This window comes from Pseudomonas sp. FW300-N1A1, from assembly GCF_058789115.1.
The window spans coordinates 88,075-110,407 of the sequence record NZ_JBYTBK010000015.1; the positions used below are offsets into that span (position 1 = coordinate 88,075).

Below are 22,333 nucleotides of genomic sequence, written 5' to 3' on the forward strand. Positions count from 1 at the left end.
AGATTTCCTGTTTAGTTTTTTGAAAAATAACAACGCCAACCAAAATAGGCTGTGGGCACCGAAACGTAAGGCTTACAGTCCGCCGCGCTCCGTTCCTTTATTTCCTAGATCGCACATCGATTCGGTGGCTGCGGTTGAGCTTGAATTGCATCTTCCCAAGGGACAGATGACTCACGTTCTGCGACACACGTTCGCCAGTCACTACATGATGAGCGGTGGCGACATCCTCACGTTACAGCGAGTTTTGGGCCATTCGTCGTTGGATATGACCATACGCTATGCGCATTTTAGTCCGGGGCATTTGGCCGAGGTCGTTAAATTGAACCCCATTGCTGATCGATGTGGACACTTTGTGGGCATTGCGAGAAATTCTGAAAGACAGGAAACAACTCAAGAAGTATAGATTTCCCTTGTTCTATAAGGGCTTTAATGAAATGTCGACCGAGGATTGCTCAATGTTGGATCTGATTCTTCATCATTACCCGGCTTCCCCATTCGCGGAAAAGGCCCGCCTGTTGCTGGGCTTCAAGGGCCTGTCCTGGCGCTCGGTCAATATTTCGCCGGTGATGCCCAAGCCTGACCTCACCGCGCTGACCGGCGGTTATCGCAGGACCCCGGTATTGCAGGTCGGCGCGGATATCTATTGCGATACGGCGCTGATTGCGCGGCGTCTTGAGCAGGAAAAGGCCCTGCCGGCGTTCTTCCCGGAAGGCCGGGAAATGATCACCGCCAGCTTCGCGGCCTGGGCTGACTCGGTGGTGTTCCAGCATGCGGTGAGCCTGGTGTTCCAGCCGGAATCGATCGCGGTGCGCTTCGGCAAGTTGCCACCGCACGCGGTCAAGGCGTTTGTCGCCGACCGTGCCGGGTTGTTCAGCGGTGGCAGTGCCACTCGCTTGTCGGCCGAGCAGGCCAAGCATCAGTGGCCGACGATCATGGCGCGCCTTGAGCAGCAATTGCAGCGCGAGGAGGGTGACTACCTGTTCGGCGAGCCTTCGATTGCCGACTTCGCCATGGCTCACCCGCTGTGGTTCCTCAAGGGCACGCCGGTGACCTCGCCCTTGGTCGATGCCTATCCGGCGGTGTCGGCCTGGCTGGGGCGGGTGCTGGGTTTCGGGCACGGCGCGTTCAGCGAGATGACGGCCGAAGAGGCGCTGCAGGTAGCTCGGGACTCACAACCGGCGGCCTTGCCGGATGAACCTTTCAATGAGCCAAACGGCTTCAGGGCGGGTCAGCAGGTGGTGATTGCCGCCACTGACTATGGGGTTGATCCGGTTGAAGGTCAGCTGCTGTTTGCCGGCAGCGAAGAATTGATTGTGCGTCGCGAAGACGAGCGGGCTGGCTTGGTGCATGTGCACTTCCCGCGTTTTGGGTTCCGTATCGAAGCCTGCTGACAGTCGTTGAGTCGGGCGCGGGCCTTTGTAGCGAGGGAGCTTGCTCCCGCCGGCCGGCCCGCGCTCGGGCGAAGCCATCGTAGAAACGGTGTTCGCGTTTTGCCTGAGGTAACCGGTTTACCTGTTTGCGAGCGCTGCGCACTCGAGCGGGAGCAAGCTCCCTCGCCACAGGGGTACCCATGTCCCCGGTCCAAACAGGGTTGTGCAAGCCTGATGGTTTATTTCAGCGCCGCCAGGATCGCCTCGGGTTCATACCCGCGAATCAAGGTGCCGTTCACATCCAGCATTGGAATGCCCCGGCCGCCCAATGCTTCATAGGCCTTGCGCGCATCAACGTCTTTCTCGATATCGAATTCCTGGTACGGAATACCTTTCTGGTCGAGAAAGCGCCGGATCAGCTTGCAGTAGCCACACCACTCGGTGGCATAGAGCGTGACCCTGGCATTGGCCTGGATCTGCGCGGACACCCCTTGCGAGGGATTGAATACCCGCTCGATCTTGCCCCAGTTCTGGTAGGCCACTACCACCAGCAGGATCAGCAGGAACTTCTTCAGGACGCCTGCGAGCATCAGTTGCGACGCTTGAGCTGGTCGGTCAGGGAGGTCGGCAGGCCTTTGATGATCAGAGTGCCGGCCTCTTCGTCGTATTCAATTTTCGAGCCCAGCAGGTGCGCTTCGAAACTGATGGACAGGCCTTCGGCGCGGCCGGTGAAGCGGCGGAACTGGTTCAGGGTGCGCTTGTCTGCCGGAATCTCCGGCGACAGGCCGTAGTCCTTGTTGCGGATGTGGTCGTAGAAGGCTTTCGGACGTTCTTCGTCGATCAGTTCGGACAGTTCCTCCAGGCCCATCGGCTCGCCGAGCTTGGCCTGGCTGCTGGCGTAGTCGACCAGGGTCTTGGTCTTCTCGCGGGCGTCGTCTTCGGGCAGGTCTTCGCTTTCGACGAAGTCACTGAAGGCCTTGAGCAGGGTACGGGTCTCGCCCGGGCCGTCGACGCCTTCCTGGCAGCCGATGAAGTCGCGGAAATACTCCGACACCTTTTTCCCGTTCTTGCCCTTGATGAACGAGATGTACTGCCTGGACTGCTTGTTGTTCTGCCACTCGGAGACATTGATCCGCGCCGCCAGGTGCAACTGGCCCAGGTCGAGATGGCGGGACGGGGTCACGTCGAGCTGGTCGGTCACGGCCACGCCTTCGCTGTGGTGCAGCAGGGCAATGGCCAGGTAGTCGGTCATGCCCTGTTGATAGTGGGCGAACAGCACGTGGCCACCGGTCGACAGGTTGGACTCTTCCATCAGCTTCTGCAGGTGTTCCACCGCAATGCGGCTGAATGCGGTGAAGTCCTTGCCGCCCTCGAGGTATTCCTTCAGCCAGCCGCTGAACGGGTGCGCACCGGATTCGGCGTGGAAAAATCCCCAGGCCTTGCCCTGTTTGGCGTTGTAGCTCTCGTTGAGGTCGGCGAGCATGTTCTCGATGGCGGTGGACTCTGCCAGTTCCGAGTCGCGGGCGTGGAGAACTGCAGGGGTGCCGTCGGGTTTTTTGTCGATCAGGTGGACGATGCAATGACGGATCGGCATGGGCTTCTCGGCTCAATGAATGGAGGAGGGCGTGCTCCCCCGAAAAAGTGCCCAGTGTACCGCACCTGCCGGTTTTGGCGGTGCTTGAACGGCCGTTGAGGCCAGTCGGGCCGGGCTTATGCGGTTTTTTCCCGATTTAGAGCAATAAAGCTGACCAAATGGGTAGGTAGAGGCGGATATTTCCCCGTCTCTGTGCTAGTTTTGCCCCGTCTTACGCGAAGTCACTGCGTTAAGCGTGCATTCAGCATTTGTCAGGTCGAACCAAACCCTGATTTCGGCATCTATAACCCCGACCCGTCGGTGTTGTAGCCGAGGGTGCCAGATCCAGAAGATCGGGCTCGATGGCTGACACTGCACTCTGCAATCCATATGAATTTGATAGGGAAGGAACACTACATGGCTCTTACTAAAGACCAACTGATCGCCGATATCGCTGAAGCTATCGACGCGCCAAAAACCACCGCGCGTAACGCACTGGACCAACTGGGCCAAATCGTTGCTGATCAACTGGAAAACGGCGGCGAAATCACCCTGCCAGGTATCGGTAAGCTGAAAGTGACCGAGCGTCCTGCCCGTACCGGCCGCAACCCTTCGACCGGCGCAGCCATCGAAATCGCTGCCAAGAAAGTTATCAAGCTGGTTGTGGCTAAAGGCCTGACCGACGCTGTTAACAAGTAAGACGCATAAAAGAAAGCCGTGCCGCGGAGCGATCCGGGCACGGCTTTTTTGTGTCCGTTACAACGATTTACGCAAGGTAAATCGCCGCAACACGTCTATTTACTCCGCTGAGGCCTTGACCCACCGCGCCTGACGCCAGGCCTGTTGCTGCACCTTGCTCTGGAATGTCCAGGCAACGAAGCGGCTTTGCTTCTGCCCCTGGGACATTTCCACGACCTGGCTTTCCAGCACACCGGCTTTTTTCAGTGCGGTTTGAATGGCTGGCAGGTTCGAGGCTTTGGACACCAGTGTGCTGAACCACAGCACCTGCTGGGCAACTTGAGCGCTTTCGCTGATCAGTTGTGTCACGAAGCGTGCTTCACCACCCTCACACCACAGCTCTGCTGCCTGGCCACCGAAGTTCAATACTGGCAGTTTGCGTTTTGGGTCAGCCTTGCCCAATGCTCGCCATTTCCGGGTGCTGCCCCGTGTCGCTTCGTCCAGGGAGGCATGGAACGGAGGGTTGCACATGGTCAGGTCAAAGCGCTCGGCGCTCTCAAGCAGGCCCAGGAGGATCTGCTTGGGGTTGGCCTGCTGGCGCAACTGGATCGATTTGTTCAGGCCGTTGGACTGCACAATGGCCTTGGCGGCGGCGATGGCGGTCGAATCGATTTCCGAACCGAGAAACTGCCAGCGGTAATCGCTGTGGCCGATCAGTGGATAGACGCAGTTGGCGCCCATGCCGATGTCCAGTACCCGTACCGCCGCACCGCGCGGGATCACGCCGTCGTTGCCGTTGGCCAGCAGGTCGGCGAGGAAGTGCACGTAATCGGCGCGCCCCGGAACCGGTGGGCACAGGTAATCGGCGGGAATGTCCCAATGGGCGATGCCATAGAACGACTTGAGCAACGCCCGGTTGAACACCCGCACCGCCTCGGGGCTGGCGAAGTCGATACTCTCTTTGCCATAGGGGTTGATGATCACGAACTTCGCCAGTTCTGGCGTGGTTTTGATCAACGCCGGGAAGTCGTAGCGACCCTGGTGGCGATTGCGCGGGTGCAGGCTGGCCTTCTCGCGTGGGGGCGCGGCTTTGGCGGGAGTTGACGCGTGGGGCTTCTTGCGCGGGGCTTTGGGTTTGCTGGGGGCTGTCATGGGAAGTCGATTCAGGGAGAGGTTCAATGTGCTGGGTATTGTCCCACAGATGAGATAGTCGCGTGTCTGAATGGATTCTGAAGCACCTGTCTTTGACGGACTTGCTTTTTGTTACCAGCATCTCTGTCCCGTCAGTGATGTGCTTGTTTCGATGTGCGGATTAACTCTGCGTTTGCAGGCGTTAACCCCTGTGTGTCAGGGGCTAACCGAAGTATTGGGATTAAGCGGGTAGGACGGGACTTCAAACTTCGTCTGGGTTACTCAAGTAAGGTGCGTTGCGCTCAAGAATGTTCAGGTCGAAAGTTATATTCACCTGTCCGTCGGCTATTATTCTTTGTGGTTCGTCGCCGAACACATACTCGGCATTGATTCGCAGGCCACTTCGAGTTAACAGGTATATGTTTTCATTGTCGGTTTTAAGGTCGTCCAGTGTCAGTGTTTTCCGTTCCTTGCTTACGATCTTGAATGTGGTGGTGTCAGGTGTTGTACTGCAAGTGAAAAAGCTGCCGATCCTGTCTATGGTCTTGCCGTAGTGGTCTCCCTCGGACCGAATGTAAAGTGTGTACCAGTCATCTGTACATCGAAAGTACAGCATGTCTGCTGTCCCCGTATTTTTTTGCCCCCAGACGGGAGCGGTATTGCCGCGATGCAAACTGATGCCTACTGGCTTGCCGTAAAAGCTCAGTGTGGCGAGGAATGATTTTTGTCGATTGCTACTCATACTGAAATTCCTTTCTCAGTGTTGTTTGTTTGAAGTGTGTTGTTGGTCTATCTACTTTGGAGGGCTGATGTTATCGAGTTGTTTAGTGGGGGAGGTTATATTTATATATTTCGTCGCCATCAATAAAAATGCCCCGATGATCGGGGCATTTTTATACTTGAGCGGCAAGCAGTCAGTTACAGACTGGCAATCCGCGCATGTTGCTCGGCCAGCTTGCCCAGAGCCTGTTCGGCTTCGGCCAGTTTGGCGCGTTCCTTCTCGATGACTTCGGCCGGGGCCTTGTCCACGAAGCCGGCATTGGACAGCTTGCCGCCAACGCGTTGCACTTCGCCTTGCAGGCGCTGGATTTCCTTGTCCAGGCGCGCAAGCTCCGCACCCTTGTCGATCAGGCCGGCCATCGGCACCAGCACTTCCATCTCGCCAACCAGGGCGGTGGCGGACAGCGGCGCTTCTTCGCCAGCCGCCAGGACGGTGATCGACTCGAGGCGGGCCAGCTTCTTGAGCAAGGCTTCGTTCTCGGTGAGGCGACGCTGGTCTTCGGCGGATACGTTCTTCAGGAACAAGGGCAGCGGCTTGCCCGGGCCAATGTTCATCTCGCCACGGATGTTACGCGTGCCGAGCATCAGGCCCTTGAGCCATTCGATGTCGTCTTCGGCGGCTTGATCGATGCGTGTTTCAACGGCCACCGGCCAAGGCTGCAGCATGATGGTCTTGCCTTCGATGCCGGCCAGCGGCGCCAGGCGCTGCCAGATTTCTTCGGTGATGAACGGCATGAATGGGTGAGCCAGGCGCAGGGCCACTTCCAGTACGCGAACCAGGGTGCGACGGGTGCCACGCTGACGTTCGACCGGTGCGTTTTCGTCCCACAGCACAGGCTTGGACAGCTCCAGGTACCAGTCGCAATACTGGTTCCAGATGAACTCGTACAAGGCTTGTGCGGCCAGGTCGAAACGGAACTGGTCGAGCTGGCGGGTCACTTCGGCTTCGGTGCGTTGCAGCTGCGAAATGATCCAGCGGTCGGCCAGGGACAGTTCATAGGCTTCGCCGTTCTGGCCGCAGTCTTCGCCCTTGTCCAAAACGTAGCGCGCGGCGTTCCAGATCTTGTTGCAGAAGTTGCGATAGCCTTCGACGCGGCCCATGTCGAACTTGATGTCGCGACCGGTGGATGCCAGCGAGCAGAACGTGAAGCGCAGGGCATCGGTGCCGTAGCTGGCGATGCCGTCGGCGAACTCGTCGCGGGTCTGCTTCTCGATCTTCTTCGCCAGTTTCGGCTGCATCATGCCGGAGGTGCGTTTCTGCACCAGGGCTTCGAGCTCAATACCGTCGATGATGTCCAGCGGGTCAAGGACGTTGCCCTTGGACTTGGACATCTTCTGGCCCAGGCCATCCCGCACCAGACCATGCACATACACGGTCTTGAACGGAACCTGCGGTGTGCCGTCTTCGTTCTTCACCAGGTGCATGGTGAGCATGATCATCCGGGCAACCCAGAAGAAAATGATGTCGAAGCCGGTCACCAGGACGTCGGTGGAGTGGAACTTTTTCAGGAACTCAGTCTGCTGCGGCCAGCCGAGGGTGGAGAAGGTCCACAGGCCCGAGCTGAACCAGGTGTCGAGTACGTCGTTGTCCTGCTGCAGCGCAACGTCGGCGCCCAGGTTGTGCTTGGCACGCACTTCGGCTTCGTCGCGGCCGACATAGACCTTGCCCGACTCGTCGTACCAGGCCGGAATCCGGTGGCCCCACCACAGCTGACGGCTGATGCACCAGTCCTGGATGTCACGCATCCACGAGAAGTACATGTTTTCGTACTGCTTTGGCACGAACTGGATGCGACCGTCTTCAACGGCAGCAATGGCAGGCTCGGCCAATGGCTTGGTGGACACGTACCATTGGTCGGTCAACCACGGTTCGATGATGGTGCCGGAACGGTCGCCTTTCGGTACCTTCAGGGCGTGATCGTCGACACTGACCAGCAGGCCGGCAGCGTCGAAGGCGGCAACAATTTCCTTGCGCGCCTGGAAGCGGTTGAGGCCGGCGTATTCGGCGGGCAGTGTGCCGTCGATCTCTTCGTTGACGCTGCCATCGAGGTTGAACACCTGGGCGGCCGCCAGCACTTCGGCGTTTTTGTCGAAGATGTTCAGCAGCGGCAGGTTGTGGCGCTTGCCGACTTCGTAGTCGTTGAAATCGTGGGCCGGGGTGATTTTCACGCAGCCGGTGCCGAATTCAGGATCACAGTAATCATCAGCGATGATCGGGATGCGGCGGCCAACCAGCGGCAGCTCGACAAACTTGCCGATCAGGGCTTTGTAGCGCTCATCATTCGGGTTCACGGCCACGGCGGAGTCGCCGAGCATGGTTTCCGGACGGGTGGTCGCGACGATCAGGAAGTCGTTGCCTTCGGCGGTCTTGGCGCCGTCAGCCAGCGGGTACTTCAGGTTCCACAGGAAACCTTTCTCGTCGTGGTTTTCCACTTCGAGGTCGGAAATCGCCGTGTGCAGCTTGGTGTCCCAGTTGACCAGGCGCTTGCCGCGGTAGATCAGGCCGTCTTCGTGCAGGCGCACGAACGCCTCTTTAACTGCTTCCGACAGACCGTCGTCCATGGTGAAGCGCTCGCGGCTCCAGTCCACGGACGAGCCGAGGCGGCGGATCTGACGGCTGATGTTGCCGCCGGACTCGTCTTTCCATTCCCAGACTTTATCGAGGAACTTCTCACGGCCCAGGTCGTGGCGGTTCTGGCCCTTGGCTTCGAGCTGGCGTTCCACCAGCATTTGCGTGGCGATACCGGCATGGTCGGTGCCCGGCTGCCACAGGGTGTTGCGACCCTGCATGCGGCGGAAACGGATCAGGGCGTCCATGATCGCGTTGTTGAACCCATGGCCCATGTGCAAGCTGCCGGTGACGTTCGGCGGCGGGATCATGATGGTGTAGGAATCGCCCGCGCCTTGCGGGGCGAAGTAGTTCTCGGACTCCCAGGTGTTGTACCAGGAAGTTTCAATGGCGTGCGGCTGGTAGGTCTTATCCATGCGCGGCGGGACCCTATTGGCATTTATTCAGGAAAAGCCGGCAAGTATAGCGGGGATGTTGCCTGGGGCGTAGAGCGAGCTGATGGCAGGAGGGATAAAAATCGGCGTTTTGCCTGCGCGTCGGCCTTTGTGCCGCATGACCGTGTCGAGGTGGGCGTTTTTGCGCGATGGCGCTCTTGCGTCCGAAGTGAGTCGTGGAAGGGGGGGCTGCTGATGCTTTTTCATTTATATGTAAGGACTTTCCCTACAGGTTTGCAGGTTTTAGCAAGGGGTATGTGTGAGTAGTATTCAAGGGGCGCTAGAGCGTAGTTATTTGTTGTTCGCCGTGTCTGAACATCACATATGAAGTTTCGAATATTACAGGGAGTGTTTATGGCTATTAAGAAAGTAGCACTGTTGATTCCTTTCCTTATATCGGCCAATGCCTGGGCCGGAACAATGGAGCACTGTCCGAAAATAGCGGATATCAAGGAGGTGGCGACGGCCAGCTATATCGCTCCAACGGTGAGCGGCAAGGGGCAGTGGTACGGCACCTCGCAAAGCGGTCGTGGGCTGGTCGGGGGGTTCGAAGAGGCGATATTCAAGGCGCATGGGGATGCCGTCGAGGGAGCCGTTGTAGGTGAGCTCCTGCATTGTGGTTACGCCTTGCGCGACGGCGGAAAGCTGGATCTGCGATTCAAGCAGGAAGGGACGGTTGTCAGCATTCAGAGCGGCGGCGTGTGGGAACAGTGGTATAGCCAGTACTATTGTGAGGATAAAACGGAAGGCGCCTGCATCTTCAAGGAGTTGAAGCGTCCGAGTAAAGGCTAGTTGTACAGGTGGCGGCTACTCAAAAGAACGGTCGCTGCCGAATATGTTGAGATCAATATTTATACATTGCGATAAAAGTGTGTAGTGACTCACTTCACTGATCCGCCTCTCTCACCCTTTGCGGGTGCCAGGTGAGTCAGCGGGCATTAAGGCTCAAGGGTGGGAGCGAGGGTGCTCGCTCCCATGGGGGGTCAGTTGTCGTATTGACTCAACAGCCGTTCCATTCGCGCATCGAGGCGACGTTTGATTTCTGTCTCGATGTGCGGGGCAAAGTCATCAATGACGTCTTGCATGATCAATTGCGCGGCGGCGCGCAGTTCGCTGTCCAGGTGCAGCATGATGTCGGCGGCTTGTCGGGCTGTCGTCGCAGGAGCGGGTTCGGCCATTGGCGCAGGGGCAGGTGGCGGGGCGGGTTGCTCGATGGTGGCAGCAGGCGGTTTGCCGCTGATCTGATCGAACAGCAAGGGAATCTGGCCTTCATCACCTTCCGGCGTGACGGTTTCGGTCAGCAGGGGCGGTTGCAGGTTGTCATCGCCGAGCAGTTGGCGGATCGACTCGAGGTCATCCAGCAGGTGCGCAGACTTTTGCAGCGGATTTGGCGTGTCCATCGTGTACTCAGAGTCGCTGTAGACGGTGATCTTGCAGAGGATAGCCCTGTTCGCGGTAGAAGCGGAAACTCTCCCGCGCGGCCAGACGAATAGTCGGGTCTTCTACCACTACTTCAGCCACACGGGCAAAGCGCTGGGCAAAGGAGGGGACCTTGAGGTCAAGGTTGACCAGCAGGTCCTGATGCTGCGCTGGATCGTCTCCTACACCCAACACAATCAAACCGTCTGGTTCGCTTTCGGCATGGCCGTGGGGTACGAAGCTTTCGCCTTTGAAGGCCCACAGTCGCGCATCGAGATCGTCGCGCTGAGCGGCATCGCTGCAATGCAGGTAGATGCGGTGGCCCATTCGCCAGGCTTTGTCGGTGAGTTTGCAGGCAAAATCCAGTCGTGCAGATGGATCGGCACTGGGCAGAATATAGAAGTCGACTTTGGTCATTGCGGTTCCTGAGCCTTGAGCGGCGTCACCCATGAGCGACGCCGCGCAAGGTCATCGGTTTCAGGCTTTGGCGCGGTCCAGCAGGTATTGGGTCAGCAACGGAACCGGGCGGCCGGTGGCGCCCTTGTCCTTGCCGCCGCTGGTCCATGCAGTGCCCGCGATATCCAGGTGCGCCCAGTTCAGGTTCTTGGTGAAGCGCGAGAGGAAGCACGCGGCCGTGATGGTGCCGGCTTTCGGGCCGCCAATGTTGGCGATGTCGGCGAACGGGCTGTCCAGCTGTTCCTGGTACTCGTCGAACAGCGGCAATTGCCAGGCGCGGTCGTCGGCGGCCTGGCCGGCGCTCAGCAACTGGCCGATCAGTTCGTCATTGTTGCCCAGCAGGCCCGAGGTGTGGGAGCCCAGGGCAACGACGCACGCGCCCGTCAGGGTGGCGATGTCGATCACGGCCTGTGGCTTGAAGCGCTCGGCGTAGGTTAGGGCGTCGCACAGCACCAGGCGGCCTTCGGCGTCGGTGTTGAGGATTTCCACGGTCTGGCCGCTCATGGTCGTGACGATATCGCCTGGACGCGAGGCGTTGCCGCTCGGCATGTTCTCGGCGCAGGCCAGGATGCACACCAGGTTGATCGGCAGTTTCAATTCGAGCACGGCGCGCAGGGTGCCGAACACGCTGGCCGCACCGCCCATGTCGTATTTCATTTCGTCCATGCCGGCGCCAGGCTTGAGGCTGATGCCGCCGGTGTCGAAGGTGATGCCCTTGCCGACCAGCGCGTACGGCTTCTCGGATTTCTTGCCGCCGTTGTATTGCATGACGATCAGGCGCGGCGGTTGGGCGCTGCCCTGGCCAACGGCGTAGAACGAGCCCATGCCCAGTTCCTTGATTTTCTTCTCGTCAAGGATCTCGACCTTCAGGCCTTTGAACGTCTTGCCCAGGCCTTTGGCCTGTTCGGCGAGGAAGCTCGGGTGGCAGATGTTCGGTGGCAGGTTACCCAGGTCCCGGGTGAAGGACATGCCATGGGCAATCGCGGTGGCGTGGGTCACGGCGCGTTCCACTTCGGCTTGGGCGGCCTTGATAGTCAGCAGGGTGATTTTTTTCAGGGGGCGGGGGTCGGTCTTCTGGCTCTTGAACTGCTCGAAGCTGTACTCGCCGTCTACCAGGGTTTCGGCCAGCAACCGGGTCTTGCCGTAGCTGTCACGACCTTTGACGACCACTTCGTCCAGTGCCAGTGCGGCTTCGCTGCCGCCCAGGGCCTTGAGGGTGTTCAGTACGCCGGCGATGATTTTGCGGAACGGGCGGTCACCCAGCTCGGCATCCTTGCCCATGCCCACCAGCAGTACGCGTTCGGCCTTGAGGTTCGGCAGGCTGTGCAGCAACAGGCTCTGGCCTACTTTTCCGGCCAGGTCGCCGCGCTTGAGAATGGCGCTGATGGCGCCGCCAGTGAGGTCATCGATCTGCTTGGCAACGTTGTCGAGTTTGCGGTCTTCGCCGACGGCGACCACCAGCGTGGCGGTTTTCAACGTTTCTGGGCTAACGCTTTTTACAACCAGTTCCATGTCCGGGTCCCTGAATAAATGGTCAAATGGCAGCGTGTCGCACGGTGTGCGCACACGTTTGCCTTTCTATTTGGAAAGACGCTGGTACAGCTTGCGACAAAGGCCGCAGTTTGAACCTCGCGCCCGAGCCAGACAACCCTCGCCAAGCTGATCTTTAATGCATTGCATGCCTGCTTGAGCGTGCGAAGTGACAGGCGCGACCAATCACAGGATAATGCGGCATCTTTTCGAGTGGCCCAGCCTTGCTGGCCGCTGTTTGCTTGTTTGGCCGCCTTAGCCTGACAATCCTGGAGTGTCTGGTTTGATCGTCTTCCGTTATCTGTCCCGCGAAGTCCTGGTGACCCTGAGCGCTGTCAGCGCCGTGCTGTTGGTCATCATCATGAGCGGACGCTTCATCAAATACCTTGCCCAGGCTGCCGCGGGGCTTCTGGATCCGGGTTCGCTGTTCCTGATCATGGGCTTCCGCCTGCCGGGTTTCCTGCAACTGATCCTGCCACTGGGGTTGTTCCTGGGGATTCTGCTGGCCTACGGCCGTCTCTATCTGGAAAGCGAGATGACCGTGCTCTCGGCCACTGGCATGAGCCAGCAGCGCCTGTTTGCCTATACCTTGTTTCCGGCCACGCTGGTTGCCTTGCTGGTGGCGTGGTTGAGCCTGAGCCTGGCCCCGCAAGGTGCCAACCAGTTTCAACTGCTGCTGAACTCTCAGGACGCGCTGACCGAATTCGATACGTTGGAGCCAGGTCGTTTCCAGGCACTGCGCGACGGCACCCGGGTGACCTACACCGAGAAACTGTCGGATGACCGGGTCAACCTGTCGGGCGTGTTCATGTCGCAAAAGAACCTCTCATCCGATAAAAAGGATCGTGGCATCTCGGTCCTGGTGGCTGAAAGCGGTCGTCAGGAAATCATGCCGGACGGCAATCGCTACCTGATCCTGGAAAACGGCTATCGCTACGACGGCAGCCCGGGGCAGGCCGATTACCGGGTCATCAAGTACGACACCCATGGCATGCTGCTGCCAAAGCCGGACGTCAGTGACGAAGTGACCGATCGTGATGCAATCAGCACCCGCACGCTGATGGGCAACGATGACGTGCGCTCCCATGCCGAGTTGCAATGGCGCCTGTCGTTGCCGTTGCTGGTCTTCATCGTGACCCTGATGGCGGTGCCGTTGTCGCGGGTCAATCCGCGCCAGGGCCGTTTCCTCAAGCTGCTGCCGGCGATTCTTCTCTACATGGCCTACCTGACGATCCTGATTGCCGCGCGCGGCGCCCTGGAAAAAGGCAAGCTGCCGCCTGCGTTGGGCCTGTGGTGGGTTCACGGGATCTTCCTGGCCATTGGCCTGGGCTTGCTGTACTGGGAGCCATTGCGCTTGAAGATGGCGAGTCGCCGCAGCGCGCTGGAGGTGGCTCGTGGTTAAGCTCGATCGCTACATTGGTAGCAGTGTGTTCCTGGCGATCCTGGCGGTACTGGGGATCATCCTCGGTCTGGCGACGCTGTTCGCGTTCATTGATGAAATGGGTGATGCCAGCGACACCTACACCGTCATGGATGTCCTGAGCTACGTGCTGCTGACGGCGCCACGTCGCCTGTACGACATGTTGCCGATGGCGGCGCTGATCGGTTGCCTGATCGGGCTAGGCGGCCTGGCCAGCAACAGCGAGCTGACCATCATGCGTGCGGCGGGCGTGTCGATCGGGCGGATCGTCTGGGCCGTGATGAAGCCGATGCTGGTGCTGATGGTGGCCGGCCTGCTGATTGGTGAGTACGTGGCGCCGGCGACGGAAACCATCGCTCAGGCCAATCGTTCGCTGGCTCAGGGCAGTGGCGATTCGCAAAGTGCCAAGCACGGCCTGTGGCACCGTCAGGGCGACGAGTTCATTCATGTCAACGCCGTGCAACCTAACGGCCTGTTGTATGGGGTGACCCGCTATCGTTTCGACAACGAGCGGCATTTGCTGTCGTCGAGCTTCGCCAGGCGTGCCGAGTTCGACACGGATCACTGGACGCTGAGCGACGTCACCACCACGCTGTTCCACGACAAGCGCAGTGAAGTGGTGAATACGCCGTCGGAGCGCTGGAATGTCACCTTGAACCCGCAATTGCTCAGCACTGTGGTCATGGCGCCGGATTCTCTGTCGATCACCGGTTTGTGGGGTTATATCCACTATCTGGCGGAACAGGGGCTGAACAACGGTCGTTACTGGCTGGCATTTTGGGTCAAGGTGTTGCAGCCATTGGTCACCGCGGCACTGGTGCTGATGGCGATTTCCTTCATCTTCGGCCCGTTGCGTTCGGTGACCCTGGGTCAGCGGGTGTTCACTGGGGTACTGGTGGGCTTTACCTTCCGTATCGTCCAGGATTTGCTGGGGCCCTCGAGCCTGGTGTTCGGTTTTCCACCGCTTTTAGCGGTGCTGCTGCCGGCCGGAGTCTGCGCGCTGGCAGGCTACTGGCTGCTGCGCCGAGCGGGTTGAGCGCAGTATTTTCAGTCTTTGCTGAGCCTATTGGACGCCCCGTTCGCAAGAGCGGGGCGTTTTTGCATTCGACGCCATTGACCTGCAAGCGTGACGCTTGCGTCGTGTATCAGGTACAATTCCCGGCTATTTTTCGGCGGGCTATGCCTGCAGCCTTTTTGAGTGTTGATCCGTGAGTGATTTGAGTCATATCCGCAATTTCTCCATCATCGCCCACATTGACCATGGCAAGTCGACGCTGGCCGATCGCTTCATCCAGATGTGCGGCGGCTTGGCCGAGCGCGAAATGGAAGCCCAGGTACTGGACTCCATGGACCTTGAGCGTGAACGCGGGATCACCATCAAGGCGCATAGCGTTACCCTGTATTACACCGCTAGAGACGGCATCAAGTATCAGCTGAACTTCATTGACACCCCGGGCCACGTCGACTTCACCTATGAGGTCAGTCGTTCGCTGGCGGCCTGTGAAGGTGCGCTGCTGGTGGTCGATGCCGGTCAAGGCGTCGAGGCTCAATCGGTTGCCAACTGCTACACAGCGATCGAGCAGGGCCTGGAAGTGATGCCGGTGCTGAACAAGATCGACCTGCCACAGGCTGATCCGGACCGCGTCAAAGAAGAAATCGAAAAAATCATCGGCATCGATGCCACTGACGCAGTGACCTGCAGTGCCAAGACCGGCCTGGGCGTCGATGAAGTGCTCGAGCGCCTGGTACACACCATTCCAGCGCCGACCGGGAATATCGAAGATCCGCTGCAAGCGTTAATCATCGACTCCTGGTTCGACAACTACCTGGGCGTTGTCTCCCTGGTTCGCGTGCGCCACGGCCGCGTGAAAAAGGGCGACAAGATCCTGGTGAAATCCACCGGCAAGATCCACCTGGTGGACAGCGTCGGTGTCTTCAACCCGAAACACACCGCCACCGTTGACCTGAAAGCCGGTGAAGTAGGCTTCATCATTGCCGGTATCAAGGACATTCACGGTGCGCCAGTGGGCGACACCCTGACCTTGAGTTCGACGCCGGACGTCGATGTGCTGCCAGGTTTCAAGCGCATTCAGCCGCAGGTGTACGCCGGTCTGTTCCCGGTCAGCTCCGACGACTTCGAAGACTTCCGTGAAGCGCTGCAAAAGCTCACCCTGAACGACTCGTCGCTGCAATACACCCCGGAAAGCTCCGACGCGCTGGGCTTCGGCTTCCGTTGCGGGTTCCTCGGCATGCTGCACATGGAGATCATCCAGGAGCGCCTGGAGCGCGAGTACGACCTGGACCTGATCACCACCGCGCCGACGGTAATCTTCGAGCTGCTGCTCAAGAGCGGTGAGACGATCTACGTCGACAACCCGTCCAAGCTGCCGGACCTGTCGGCCATCGAAGACATGCGCGAACCGATCGTTCGGGCCAACATCCTTGTGCCGCAAGAGCACCTGGGCAACGTCATTACCCTGTGCATCGAGAAGCGTGGCGTCCAGCACGACATGCTGTTCCTCGGCACGCAGGTTCAGGTGACCTACGATTTGCCGATGAACGAAGTGGTCCTGGACTTCTTCGACCGTCTGAAATCCACCAGTCGCGGCTATGCTTCGCTGGATTACCACTTCGACCGTTATCAATCAGCTAATCTGGTCAAGCTGGATGTGCTGATCAATGGTGACAAGGTCGACGCCCTGGCGCTGATCGTGCACAAGGATAATGCGCACTACAAAGGTCGCCAGTTGACCGAGAAGATGAAAGAACTGATTCCGCGCCAGATGTTCGACGTCGCAATCCAGGCCGCCATTGGCGGGCAGATTATTGCGCGGACCTCCGTCAAGGCACTCAGAAAGAACGTATTGGCCAAATGCTACGGCGGCGACGTCAGCCGTAAGCGCAAGCTGTTGGAAAAGCAAAAGGCCGGTAAAAAACGCATGAAGCAGGTCGGTAACGTGGAAATTCCACAAGAAGCCTTCCTTGCTGTGCTCAGGTTGGATAGTTAGGTCCTATGTCACTAAATTTCCCGCTGTTGCTGGTCATCGCTGTCTTCGTCTGCGGTCTGTTGGCGTTGCTCGATCTGGTGTTTCTGGCACCGCGTCGGCGTTCTGCCATTGCCTCTTATCAGGGCAGTGTCAGCCAACCCGATATGGTGGTGGTCGAGAAGCTGAACAAAGAACCTTTGCTGGTTGAATACGGCAAATCGTTCTTCCCGGTGCTGTTCATCGTGCTGGTGCTGCGTTCGTTTCTGGTCGAGCCGTTCCAGATTCCGTCCGGTTCGATGAAACCGACCCTGGATGTGGGTGACTTCATTCTGGTGAACAAGTTCTCTTACGGGATCCGCTTGCCGGTACTCGACAAGAAAGTCATCGAAGTCGGCGAGCCACAGCGTGGGGATGTGATGGTGTTTCGCTATCCAAGCGACCCTAACGTCAACTACATCAAGCGTGTAGTGGGCCTTCCGGGCGACCAGATTCGCTACACCGCCGACAAGCGCCTGTTCGTCAATGGCCAGTCGATCGCCGAGCAACTGGTCGGCTCCGAGCCGGGTACGCTGGGCAGTGCCGAGCTCTACAAGGAAAAACTGGGCGTCGCCGAGCACATGATCCGCAAGGAAATGAGCCGCTACCGCGCAACGCCTGATCGTTCCTGGACCGTGCCTGCCGGGCACTACTTCATGATGGGCGACAACCGCGACAACTCCAACGACAGTCGCTACTGGGATGACCCGAGCATTCCCAAGAACCTGCTCGGCATGGTTCCCGACCAGAACATCGTCGGCAAGGCTTTCGCGGTCTGGATGAGCTGGCCGGAACCCAAACTCGGTCATCTGCCGAATTTTTCGCGGGTTGGCCTGATCAAGTAATCACACACGGCGCTGTTGAACACAGCGCCGAATGCATTTCTGGCACCGACAGAACGTCGCCGCCAGCGTGCTGACAACGATACTCAGGATGTAATTTTTGAACACAGCGTTAATTGTCCCAGGCCTTCGCAGCTACGCTTTGAAGGAAGTCGACCACGAACTCAGCGTGGGTAAACCGTGAGCGTCTCTTTAAGTCGTCTCGAGCGTCAGCTCGGTTATACCTTCAAGGATCAGGAGCTGATGATCCTGGCCCTCACTCACCGCAGCTTTGCCGGGCGTAACAACGAACGCCTGGAATTTCTCGGCGACGCCATCCTCAACTTCGTCGCCGGTGAAGCGCTGTTCGACCGCTTCCCGTTGGCCCGTGAAGGCCAGTTGTCGCGTTTGCGCGCGCGCCTGGTGAAGGGTGAGACGCTGGCGGTGCTGGCGCGCGGTTTCGACCTGGGCGAGTACCTGCGCCTGGGTTCCGGCGAGTTGAAGAGCGGTGGTTTCCGCCGCGAATCGATCCTCGCCGATGCCCTTGAGGCGCTGATCGGTGCGATCTACCTGGACGCCGGCATGGATATGGCGCGAGAACGCGTGCTGGCCTGGCTGACGTCCGAGTTCGAGAGCCTGACACTGGTCGACACCAACAAAGATCCAAAGACCCGCCTGCAAGAGTTCTTGCAGTCGCGTGCCTGTGAGCTGCCGCGTTACGAAGTGGTGGATATCCAGGGTGAGCCGCATTGCCGGACGTTCTTCGTCGAATGTGAAATCACCTTACTGAATGAAAAAAGCCGAGGTCAGGGTGTGAGTCGTCGTATTGCCGAACAGGTAGCGGCCGCCGCAGCACTGATAGCCCTGGGCGTGGAGAATGGCCATGACTGATTCAACTGCAACTCGCTGTGGCTATGTCGCCATCGTCGGCCGCCCGAACGTGGGCAAGTCCACGCTGCTGAACCACATTCTGGGCCAGAAGCTGGCCATCACCTCGCGCAAGCCGCAAACCACTCGCCACAACATGCTCGGGATCAAGACCGAAGGCGCCGTCCAGGCGATCTACGTCGACACACCCGGCATGCACAAAGGCGGCGAGAAAGCCCTGAACCGCTACATGAACAAGACCGCTTCGGCGGCGTTGAAAGACGTCGACGTGGTGATCTTCGTGGTGGATCGCACCAAGTGGACTGAAGAAGACCAGATGGTTCTCGAGCGTGTCCAGTATGTGACCGGTCCCTTGATCGTGGCACTGAACAAGACCGACCGCATCGAAGACAAGGCCGAGTTGATGCCGCACCTGAGTTGGTTGCAGGAGCAACTGCCGAATGCGCAGATCATCCCGATTTCGGCCCAGCACGGGCATAACCTCGATGCGCTGGAGCGGGTCATTTCCGGGCACTTGCCGGAAAACGACCACTTCTTCCCGGAAGACCAGATCACCGACCGCAGCAGTCGTTTCCTTGCCGCCGAACTGGTGCGCGAGAAAATCATGCGCCAGATGGGCGCCGAGCTGCCGTACCAGATCACCGTGGAAATCGAAGAGTTCAAGCAGCAGGGCAAAACCCTGCATATCCATGCCTTGATCCTCGTTGAGCGTGACGGGCAGAAGAAAATCATCATTGGCGACAAGGGCGAGCGCATCAAGCGCATCGGCACCGAAGCGCGCAAGGACATGGAGCTGCTGTTTGACTCCAAGATCATGCTCAACCTGTGGGTCAAGGTGAAGGGCGGCTGGTCCGACGACGAGCGCGCCCTGCGTTCGCTGGGTTATGGCGACCTGTAATCAGGCATGGCGCAAGGCTTTGGATCTTGCGCCGACCTTTGTGGCGAGGGAGCTTGCTCCCGCTGGGTCGCATAGCGACCCCAAAACCATTCGCCACAATGTGCCTGATTCTCTGCGGCTGCTGATGTAGGGGCTGCTTCGCAGCCCAGCGGGAGCAAGCTCCCTCGCCACAATTGATCTCTCCAGAGATTCGAGCACTGATGTCAACCAACCCACCCCCCAGCCAACCCGCCTACGTCCTGCACTCTCGCGCCTATCGCGAAAGCAGCGCGCTGGTGGACTTCCTCACGCCGCAAGGCCGGCTGCGGGCGGTGTTGCGCAGTGCGCGGGGCAAGGCGGGGACCCTGGCGCGACCGTTCGTGCCGCTGGAGGTCGAGTTCCGGGGACGGGGCGAGCTGAAGAACGTTGGCCGTATGGAAAGCGCAGGCGTTTCCACCTGGCTCAATGGCGAGGCGCTGTTCAGTGGCCTGTACCTCAACGAACTATTGATTCGCCTGCTGCCCTCCGAAGATCCCCATCCCGCGGTATTCGATCACTACGCGGCGACCGTGCTGGCCCTCGCCGAAGGGCGTCCGCTGGAACCCTTGCTGCGGTCCTTCGAATGGCGGCTGCTGGATGACCTGGGATACGGCTTTGCGCTGAACCGGGATATCCACCAGGCTCCCATCGAAGCCGATGGCATGTACCGTCTGCAGGTCGACGCCGGGCTTGAGCGGGTCTATTTGCTGCAGCCCGGTCTGTTCAATGGCGCCGAGTTGCTGGCCATGGCCGAGGCTGACTGGAGTGCGCCGGGCGCATTGCCTGCCGCCAAGCGTCTGATGCGCCAGGCACTGGCGGTCCATCTGGGCGGTCGGCCGCTGGTCAGTCGCGAGCTGTTTCGCAAGCCGTAGGGGTGGTTGTTGCCCAGAGGCCTTCACCTGGCGTCAACAGACCCGGTATCCCCGTGTATGCTGTGCACCGAACTTTCTCTTCTTCTGGAGCGCTTCCGTGACCACCAGCACCCGCATTCTTCTTGGCGTGAACATCGACCACGTTGCCACCCTGCGTCAGGCCCGGGGTACTCGCTACCCTGATCCCGTGAAGGCGGCGCTGGATGCGGAAGAGGCGGGGGCTGACGGTATCACCGTGCATTTGCGCGAAGATCGCCGGCACATCCAGGAGCGCGACGTGCTGCTGCTCAAGGACGTGCTGCAAACCCGCATGAACTTCGAAATGGGCGTCACCGAGGAAATGATGGCGTTCGCCGAGCACATTCGTCCGGCGCACATTTGCCTGGTCCCGGAAACCCGCCAGGAACTGACCACCGAAGGCGGCCTGGATGTCGCAGGGCAGGAAGCCCGGATCAAGGCGGCGGTGGAGCGCCTGGCGAAAATCGGCTGTGAAGTGTCGCTGTTCATTGACGCCGATGAGCGTCAGATCGAGGCATCGAAACGCATTGGCGCCCCGGCCATCGAGTTGCACACCGGTCGCTATGCCGATGCGCAGACGCCCACCGAAGTCGCTGAAGAGTTGCAGCGCGTCGCCGACGGTGTGGCCTGCGGCCTGGCTCAGGGCCTGATCGTCAATGCTGGCCACGGTTTGCATTATCACAACGTTGAAGCGGTCGCCGCCATCAAGGGCATCAATGAGCTGAACATCGGCCACGCGCTGGTGGCGCATGCCCTGTTCGTCGGGTTCAAGTCGGCGGTATCGGAAATGAAAGCGTTGATTCTGGCAGCCGCGGCAAAAGCCTGAGGTAGATCGTACCCACGCTCTGCGTGGGAATGCCGCCCGTGACGCTCTGCGTCACATCCAGAGGCGGACGCTGAGCGTCCATTGAGGCATTCCCACGCGGGAGCGTGGGAATGATCAGTGTCAAAGCGGCGAGTTGTCTTGCGGCGGCTTGGTCTTGTCGATGCCCGGCACATGCAGGTTGCCTTCGGCAATCTGGTCGCCTTCGAGCTGCGGCTGCGTGACCCACGTCAGGATGTCGTAGTAGCGGCGGATGTTCGCCACGAAATGCACCGGTTCGCCGCCACGGGCGTAGCCATACCGCGTCTTGCTATACCACTGTTTCTGCGACAGGCGCGGCAGGATCTTTTTAACGTCCAGCCACTTGTTGGGGTTCAACCCTTCCTTGGCCGCCAGCTTGCGCGCGTCATCCAGGTGGCCGCTGCCCACGTTGTACGCGGCCAGGGCAAACCAGGTGCGGTCCGGCTCCTTGATCGAGTCGCTCAGCTGATCCTTCATATAGGCCAGGTACTTGGCGCCGCCCATGATGCTTTGCCTGGCGTCCAGTCGATTGGACACGCCCATGGCCTGCGCAGTGTTCTGGGTCAGCATCATCAGGCCGCGCACCCCGGTCTTGGAGGTGACGGTCGGTTGCCACAGCGATTCCTGATAACCGATCGCCGCCAGCAGGCGCCAGTCGACTTTCTCTTTCTTGGCGTACATCTTGAAGTGCTGTTCGTACTTGGGCAGCCGTTGTTGCAGGTGCTGGGCGAAGGTGGTGGCGCCCATGTAGCCGAGTACGTCGACATGCCCGTAATAGCGATCCTTGAGGCGTTGCAGGGTGCCGTTCTTCTGCACCTTGTCGAGGTAGGTGTTGATCTCGTTGAGCAGGCTGTTGTCGTCGCCGGCGGCCACGGCCCAGCTCTGGTTGCTGGCGTCGCCCAGGTCGAAGGCTACCCGGACGTTAGGGAAGTAAACCTGGTTCATGGCCACTTCGTTGGAGTCGACCAGTGTCAGATCGATCTGACCTTCGTCCACCATGCGCAGTAGGTCAACGACCTCAACGGCGTCAGACTCTTCGTATTCAATTCTGGGATTTTTCTGTTTCAGCGCTGCCAATTGCTCGGCGTGGGTGCTGCCCTTGAGCACCATGATCTTCTTGCCCACCAGATCCGCCGGATTGGTGGGGCGTGACTGGCCGTTGCGATAGATGATCTGTGGGGTGACTTCCAGATACGAGTGGGAAAACCTGACCTGTGCCTTGCGTTTCTCGCTGCTGACCAGACCGGCAGCAGCGAGCACCGGGCCGTTGGGCTTGCCCACCTGATCAAACAGATCGTCAAGGTTGTCGGCGGTTTCGATCTTCAGCTCGACCCCCAGATCGTCGGCGAAGCGCTTCACCAGCTCGTATTCGAAGCCGGTTTCACCGTTGCGATCCTGGAAGTAGGTGGCCGGGCTGTTACGCGTCACCACGCGCAGCACGCCATCCTCCTTTACGCGCTCCAGGGTGTTGGGTTTATCAACACAGCCGCCGAGCACCAGGAAGAGTCCGGTTGCGATGAGCCATTTGGCGTATCGCGGACGTAAGACCATTGGGGAAAACATCTGCGCAGTATACGCAAAGGACCACGGC

Annotated in this window: 20 protein-coding genes and 1 pseudogene; 12 read left to right on the plus strand and 9 right to left on the minus strand. The window is 59.3% G+C overall.

Annotation, left to right across the window (positions count from 1 at the left end; genetic code table 11):
• Positions 1-145: 145 nt before the first annotated feature.
• Both AC3WQN_RS13050 and AC3WQN_RS13055 read left to right on the plus strand, forming a co-directional pair.
• Positions 146-403, plus strand: a pseudogene (locus AC3WQN_RS13050) (tyrosine-type recombinase/integrase); the annotation flags it as partial.
• Positions 404-455: 52 nt separating this feature from the next.
• The gene (locus tag AC3WQN_RS13055) at positions 456-1,391 is read left to right on the plus strand and encodes a glutathione S-transferase family protein (protein ID WP_103399841.1); all 936 of its coding nucleotides are present in this window, start codon (positions 456-458) and stop codon (positions 1,389-1,391) included.
• Positions 1,392-1,609: 218 nt separating this feature from the next.
• Here the strand turns inward: AC3WQN_RS13055 and AC3WQN_RS13060 are convergent, their stop codons facing one another.
• Both AC3WQN_RS13060 and yejK read right to left on the minus strand, forming a co-directional pair.
• On the minus strand, positions 1,610-1,960 hold the full coding sequence (locus AC3WQN_RS13060; protein ID WP_103399840.1) for a glutaredoxin family protein: 351 nt from the start codon (positions 1,958-1,960) through the stop codon (positions 1,610-1,612).
• Entirely contained in the window at positions 1,960-2,964 is a 1,005-nt protein-coding gene (gene yejK, locus AC3WQN_RS13065) for a nucleoid-associated protein YejK (protein ID WP_103399839.1), read from the minus strand. Before yejK ends, AC3WQN_RS13060 begins: the two co-directional genes overlap by 1 nt.
• Before the next feature lie 396 nt (positions 2,965-3,360).
• Between yejK and AC3WQN_RS13070 the strand changes: the two genes are divergently transcribed.
• Positions 3,361-3,642 (plus strand): HU family DNA-binding protein, encoded by a 282-nt coding sequence (locus AC3WQN_RS13070; protein ID WP_007905514.1) that lies wholly within the window; start codon positions 3,361-3,363, stop codon positions 3,640-3,642.
• A gap of 99 nt (positions 3,643-3,741) precedes the next feature.
• Here the strand turns inward: AC3WQN_RS13070 and rlmF are convergent, their stop codons facing one another.
• The 3 genes from rlmF to AC3WQN_RS13085 form a co-directional block, all read right to left on the minus strand.
• Positions 3,742-4,773, minus strand: coding sequence for a 23S rRNA (adenine(1618)-N(6))-methyltransferase RlmF (gene rlmF, locus AC3WQN_RS13075; RefSeq protein WP_103399838.1), 1,032 nt, complete (start codon positions 4,771-4,773; stop codon positions 3,742-3,744).
• 241 nt (positions 4,774-5,014) lie between these two features.
• A complete protein-coding gene (locus tag AC3WQN_RS13080; protein ID WP_103399837.1) occupies positions 5,015-5,494 on the minus strand; it encodes a hypothetical protein in 480 nt (159 codons plus the stop codon).
• Between the two features lie 176 nt (positions 5,495-5,670).
• Positions 5,671-8,517, minus strand: coding sequence for a valine--tRNA ligase (locus tag AC3WQN_RS13085; protein WP_103399836.1), 2,847 nt, complete (start codon positions 8,515-8,517; stop codon positions 5,671-5,673).
• Between the two features lie 372 nt (positions 8,518-8,889).
• Here AC3WQN_RS13085 and AC3WQN_RS13090 point away from each other — a divergent pair, with 372 nt between their 5' ends.
• Positions 8,890-9,327, plus strand: coding sequence for a DUF3757 domain-containing protein (locus AC3WQN_RS13090; RefSeq protein ID WP_103399835.1), 438 nt, complete (start codon positions 8,890-8,892; stop codon positions 9,325-9,327).
• Between the two features lie 191 nt (positions 9,328-9,518).
• Here the strand turns inward: AC3WQN_RS13090 and AC3WQN_RS13095 are convergent, their stop codons facing one another.
• Genes AC3WQN_RS13095 through AC3WQN_RS13105 form a run of 3 tightly spaced genes read right to left on the minus strand, consistent with a single transcriptional unit; the run spans position 9,519 to position 11,922 of the window.
• Positions 9,519-9,935 carry a DNA polymerase III subunit chi gene (locus AC3WQN_RS13095; protein ID WP_103399834.1) on the minus strand — a complete coding sequence of 139 codons (417 nt, stop codon included), beginning with the start codon at positions 9,933-9,935 and terminating at the stop codon, positions 9,519-9,521.
• 7 nt (positions 9,936-9,942) lie between these two features.
• Entirely contained in the window at positions 9,943-10,371 is a 429-nt protein-coding gene (locus AC3WQN_RS13100; protein WP_103399833.1) for a DNA polymerase III subunit chi, read from the minus strand.
• A 60-nt stretch (positions 10,372-10,431) separates the two neighbouring features.
• Positions 10,432-11,922, minus strand: a complete 1,491-nt coding sequence (locus AC3WQN_RS13105) for a leucyl aminopeptidase (protein WP_103399832.1) — start codon at positions 11,920-11,922, stop codon at positions 10,432-10,434.
• A gap of 301 nt (positions 11,923-12,223) precedes the next feature.
• Between AC3WQN_RS13105 and lptF the strand changes: the two genes are divergently transcribed.
• The 8 genes from lptF (at position 12,224) to pdxJ (ending at position 20,724) form a co-directional block, all read left to right on the plus strand.
• A complete protein-coding gene (gene lptF, locus AC3WQN_RS13110; RefSeq protein ID WP_103399831.1) occupies positions 12,224-13,342 on the plus strand; it encodes an LPS export ABC transporter permease LptF in 1,119 nt (372 codons plus the stop codon).
• Positions 13,335-14,396, plus strand: coding sequence for an LPS export ABC transporter permease LptG (lptG, locus tag AC3WQN_RS13115; protein WP_095077632.1), 1,062 nt, complete (start codon positions 13,335-13,337; stop codon positions 14,394-14,396). Before lptF ends, lptG begins: the two co-directional genes overlap by 8 nt.
• 172 nt (positions 14,397-14,568) lie before the next feature.
• Positions 14,569-16,368, plus strand: coding sequence for a translation elongation factor 4 (gene lepA / locus AC3WQN_RS13120; protein ID WP_103399830.1), 1,800 nt, complete (start codon positions 14,569-14,571; stop codon positions 16,366-16,368).
• A gap of 5 nt (positions 16,369-16,373) precedes the next feature.
• On the plus strand, positions 16,374-17,228 hold the full coding sequence (gene lepB, locus AC3WQN_RS13125; RefSeq protein WP_095077629.1) for a signal peptidase I: 855 nt from the start codon (positions 16,374-16,376) through the stop codon (positions 17,226-17,228).
• A 177-nt stretch (positions 17,229-17,405) separates the two neighbouring features.
• On the plus strand, positions 17,406-18,095 hold the full coding sequence (gene rnc, locus AC3WQN_RS13130) for a ribonuclease III (RefSeq protein ID WP_095077627.1): 690 nt from the start codon (positions 17,406-17,408) through the stop codon (positions 18,093-18,095).
• A complete protein-coding gene (era, locus tag AC3WQN_RS13135) occupies positions 18,088-18,990 on the plus strand; it encodes a GTPase Era (protein WP_095077626.1) in 903 nt (300 codons plus the stop codon). The genes rnc and era overlap by 8 nt, the downstream gene beginning before the upstream one ends.
• 200 nt (positions 18,991-19,190) lie before the next feature.
• Positions 19,191-19,880, plus strand: a complete 690-nt coding sequence (gene recO, locus AC3WQN_RS13140; protein WP_103399829.1) for a DNA repair protein RecO — start codon at positions 19,191-19,193, stop codon at positions 19,878-19,880.
• Positions 19,881-19,977: 97 nt separating this feature from the next.
• Entirely contained in the window at positions 19,978-20,724 is a 747-nt protein-coding gene (gene pdxJ / locus AC3WQN_RS13145; RefSeq protein WP_103399828.1) for a pyridoxine 5'-phosphate synthase, read from the plus strand.
• 120 nt (positions 20,725-20,844) lie between these two features.
• Here the strand turns inward: pdxJ and mltF are convergent, their stop codons facing one another.
• Entirely contained in the window at positions 20,845-22,305 is a 1,461-nt protein-coding gene (mltF, locus tag AC3WQN_RS13150; protein WP_103399827.1) for a membrane-bound lytic murein transglycosylase MltF, read from the minus strand.
• Positions 22,306-22,333 lie beyond the last annotated feature (28 nt).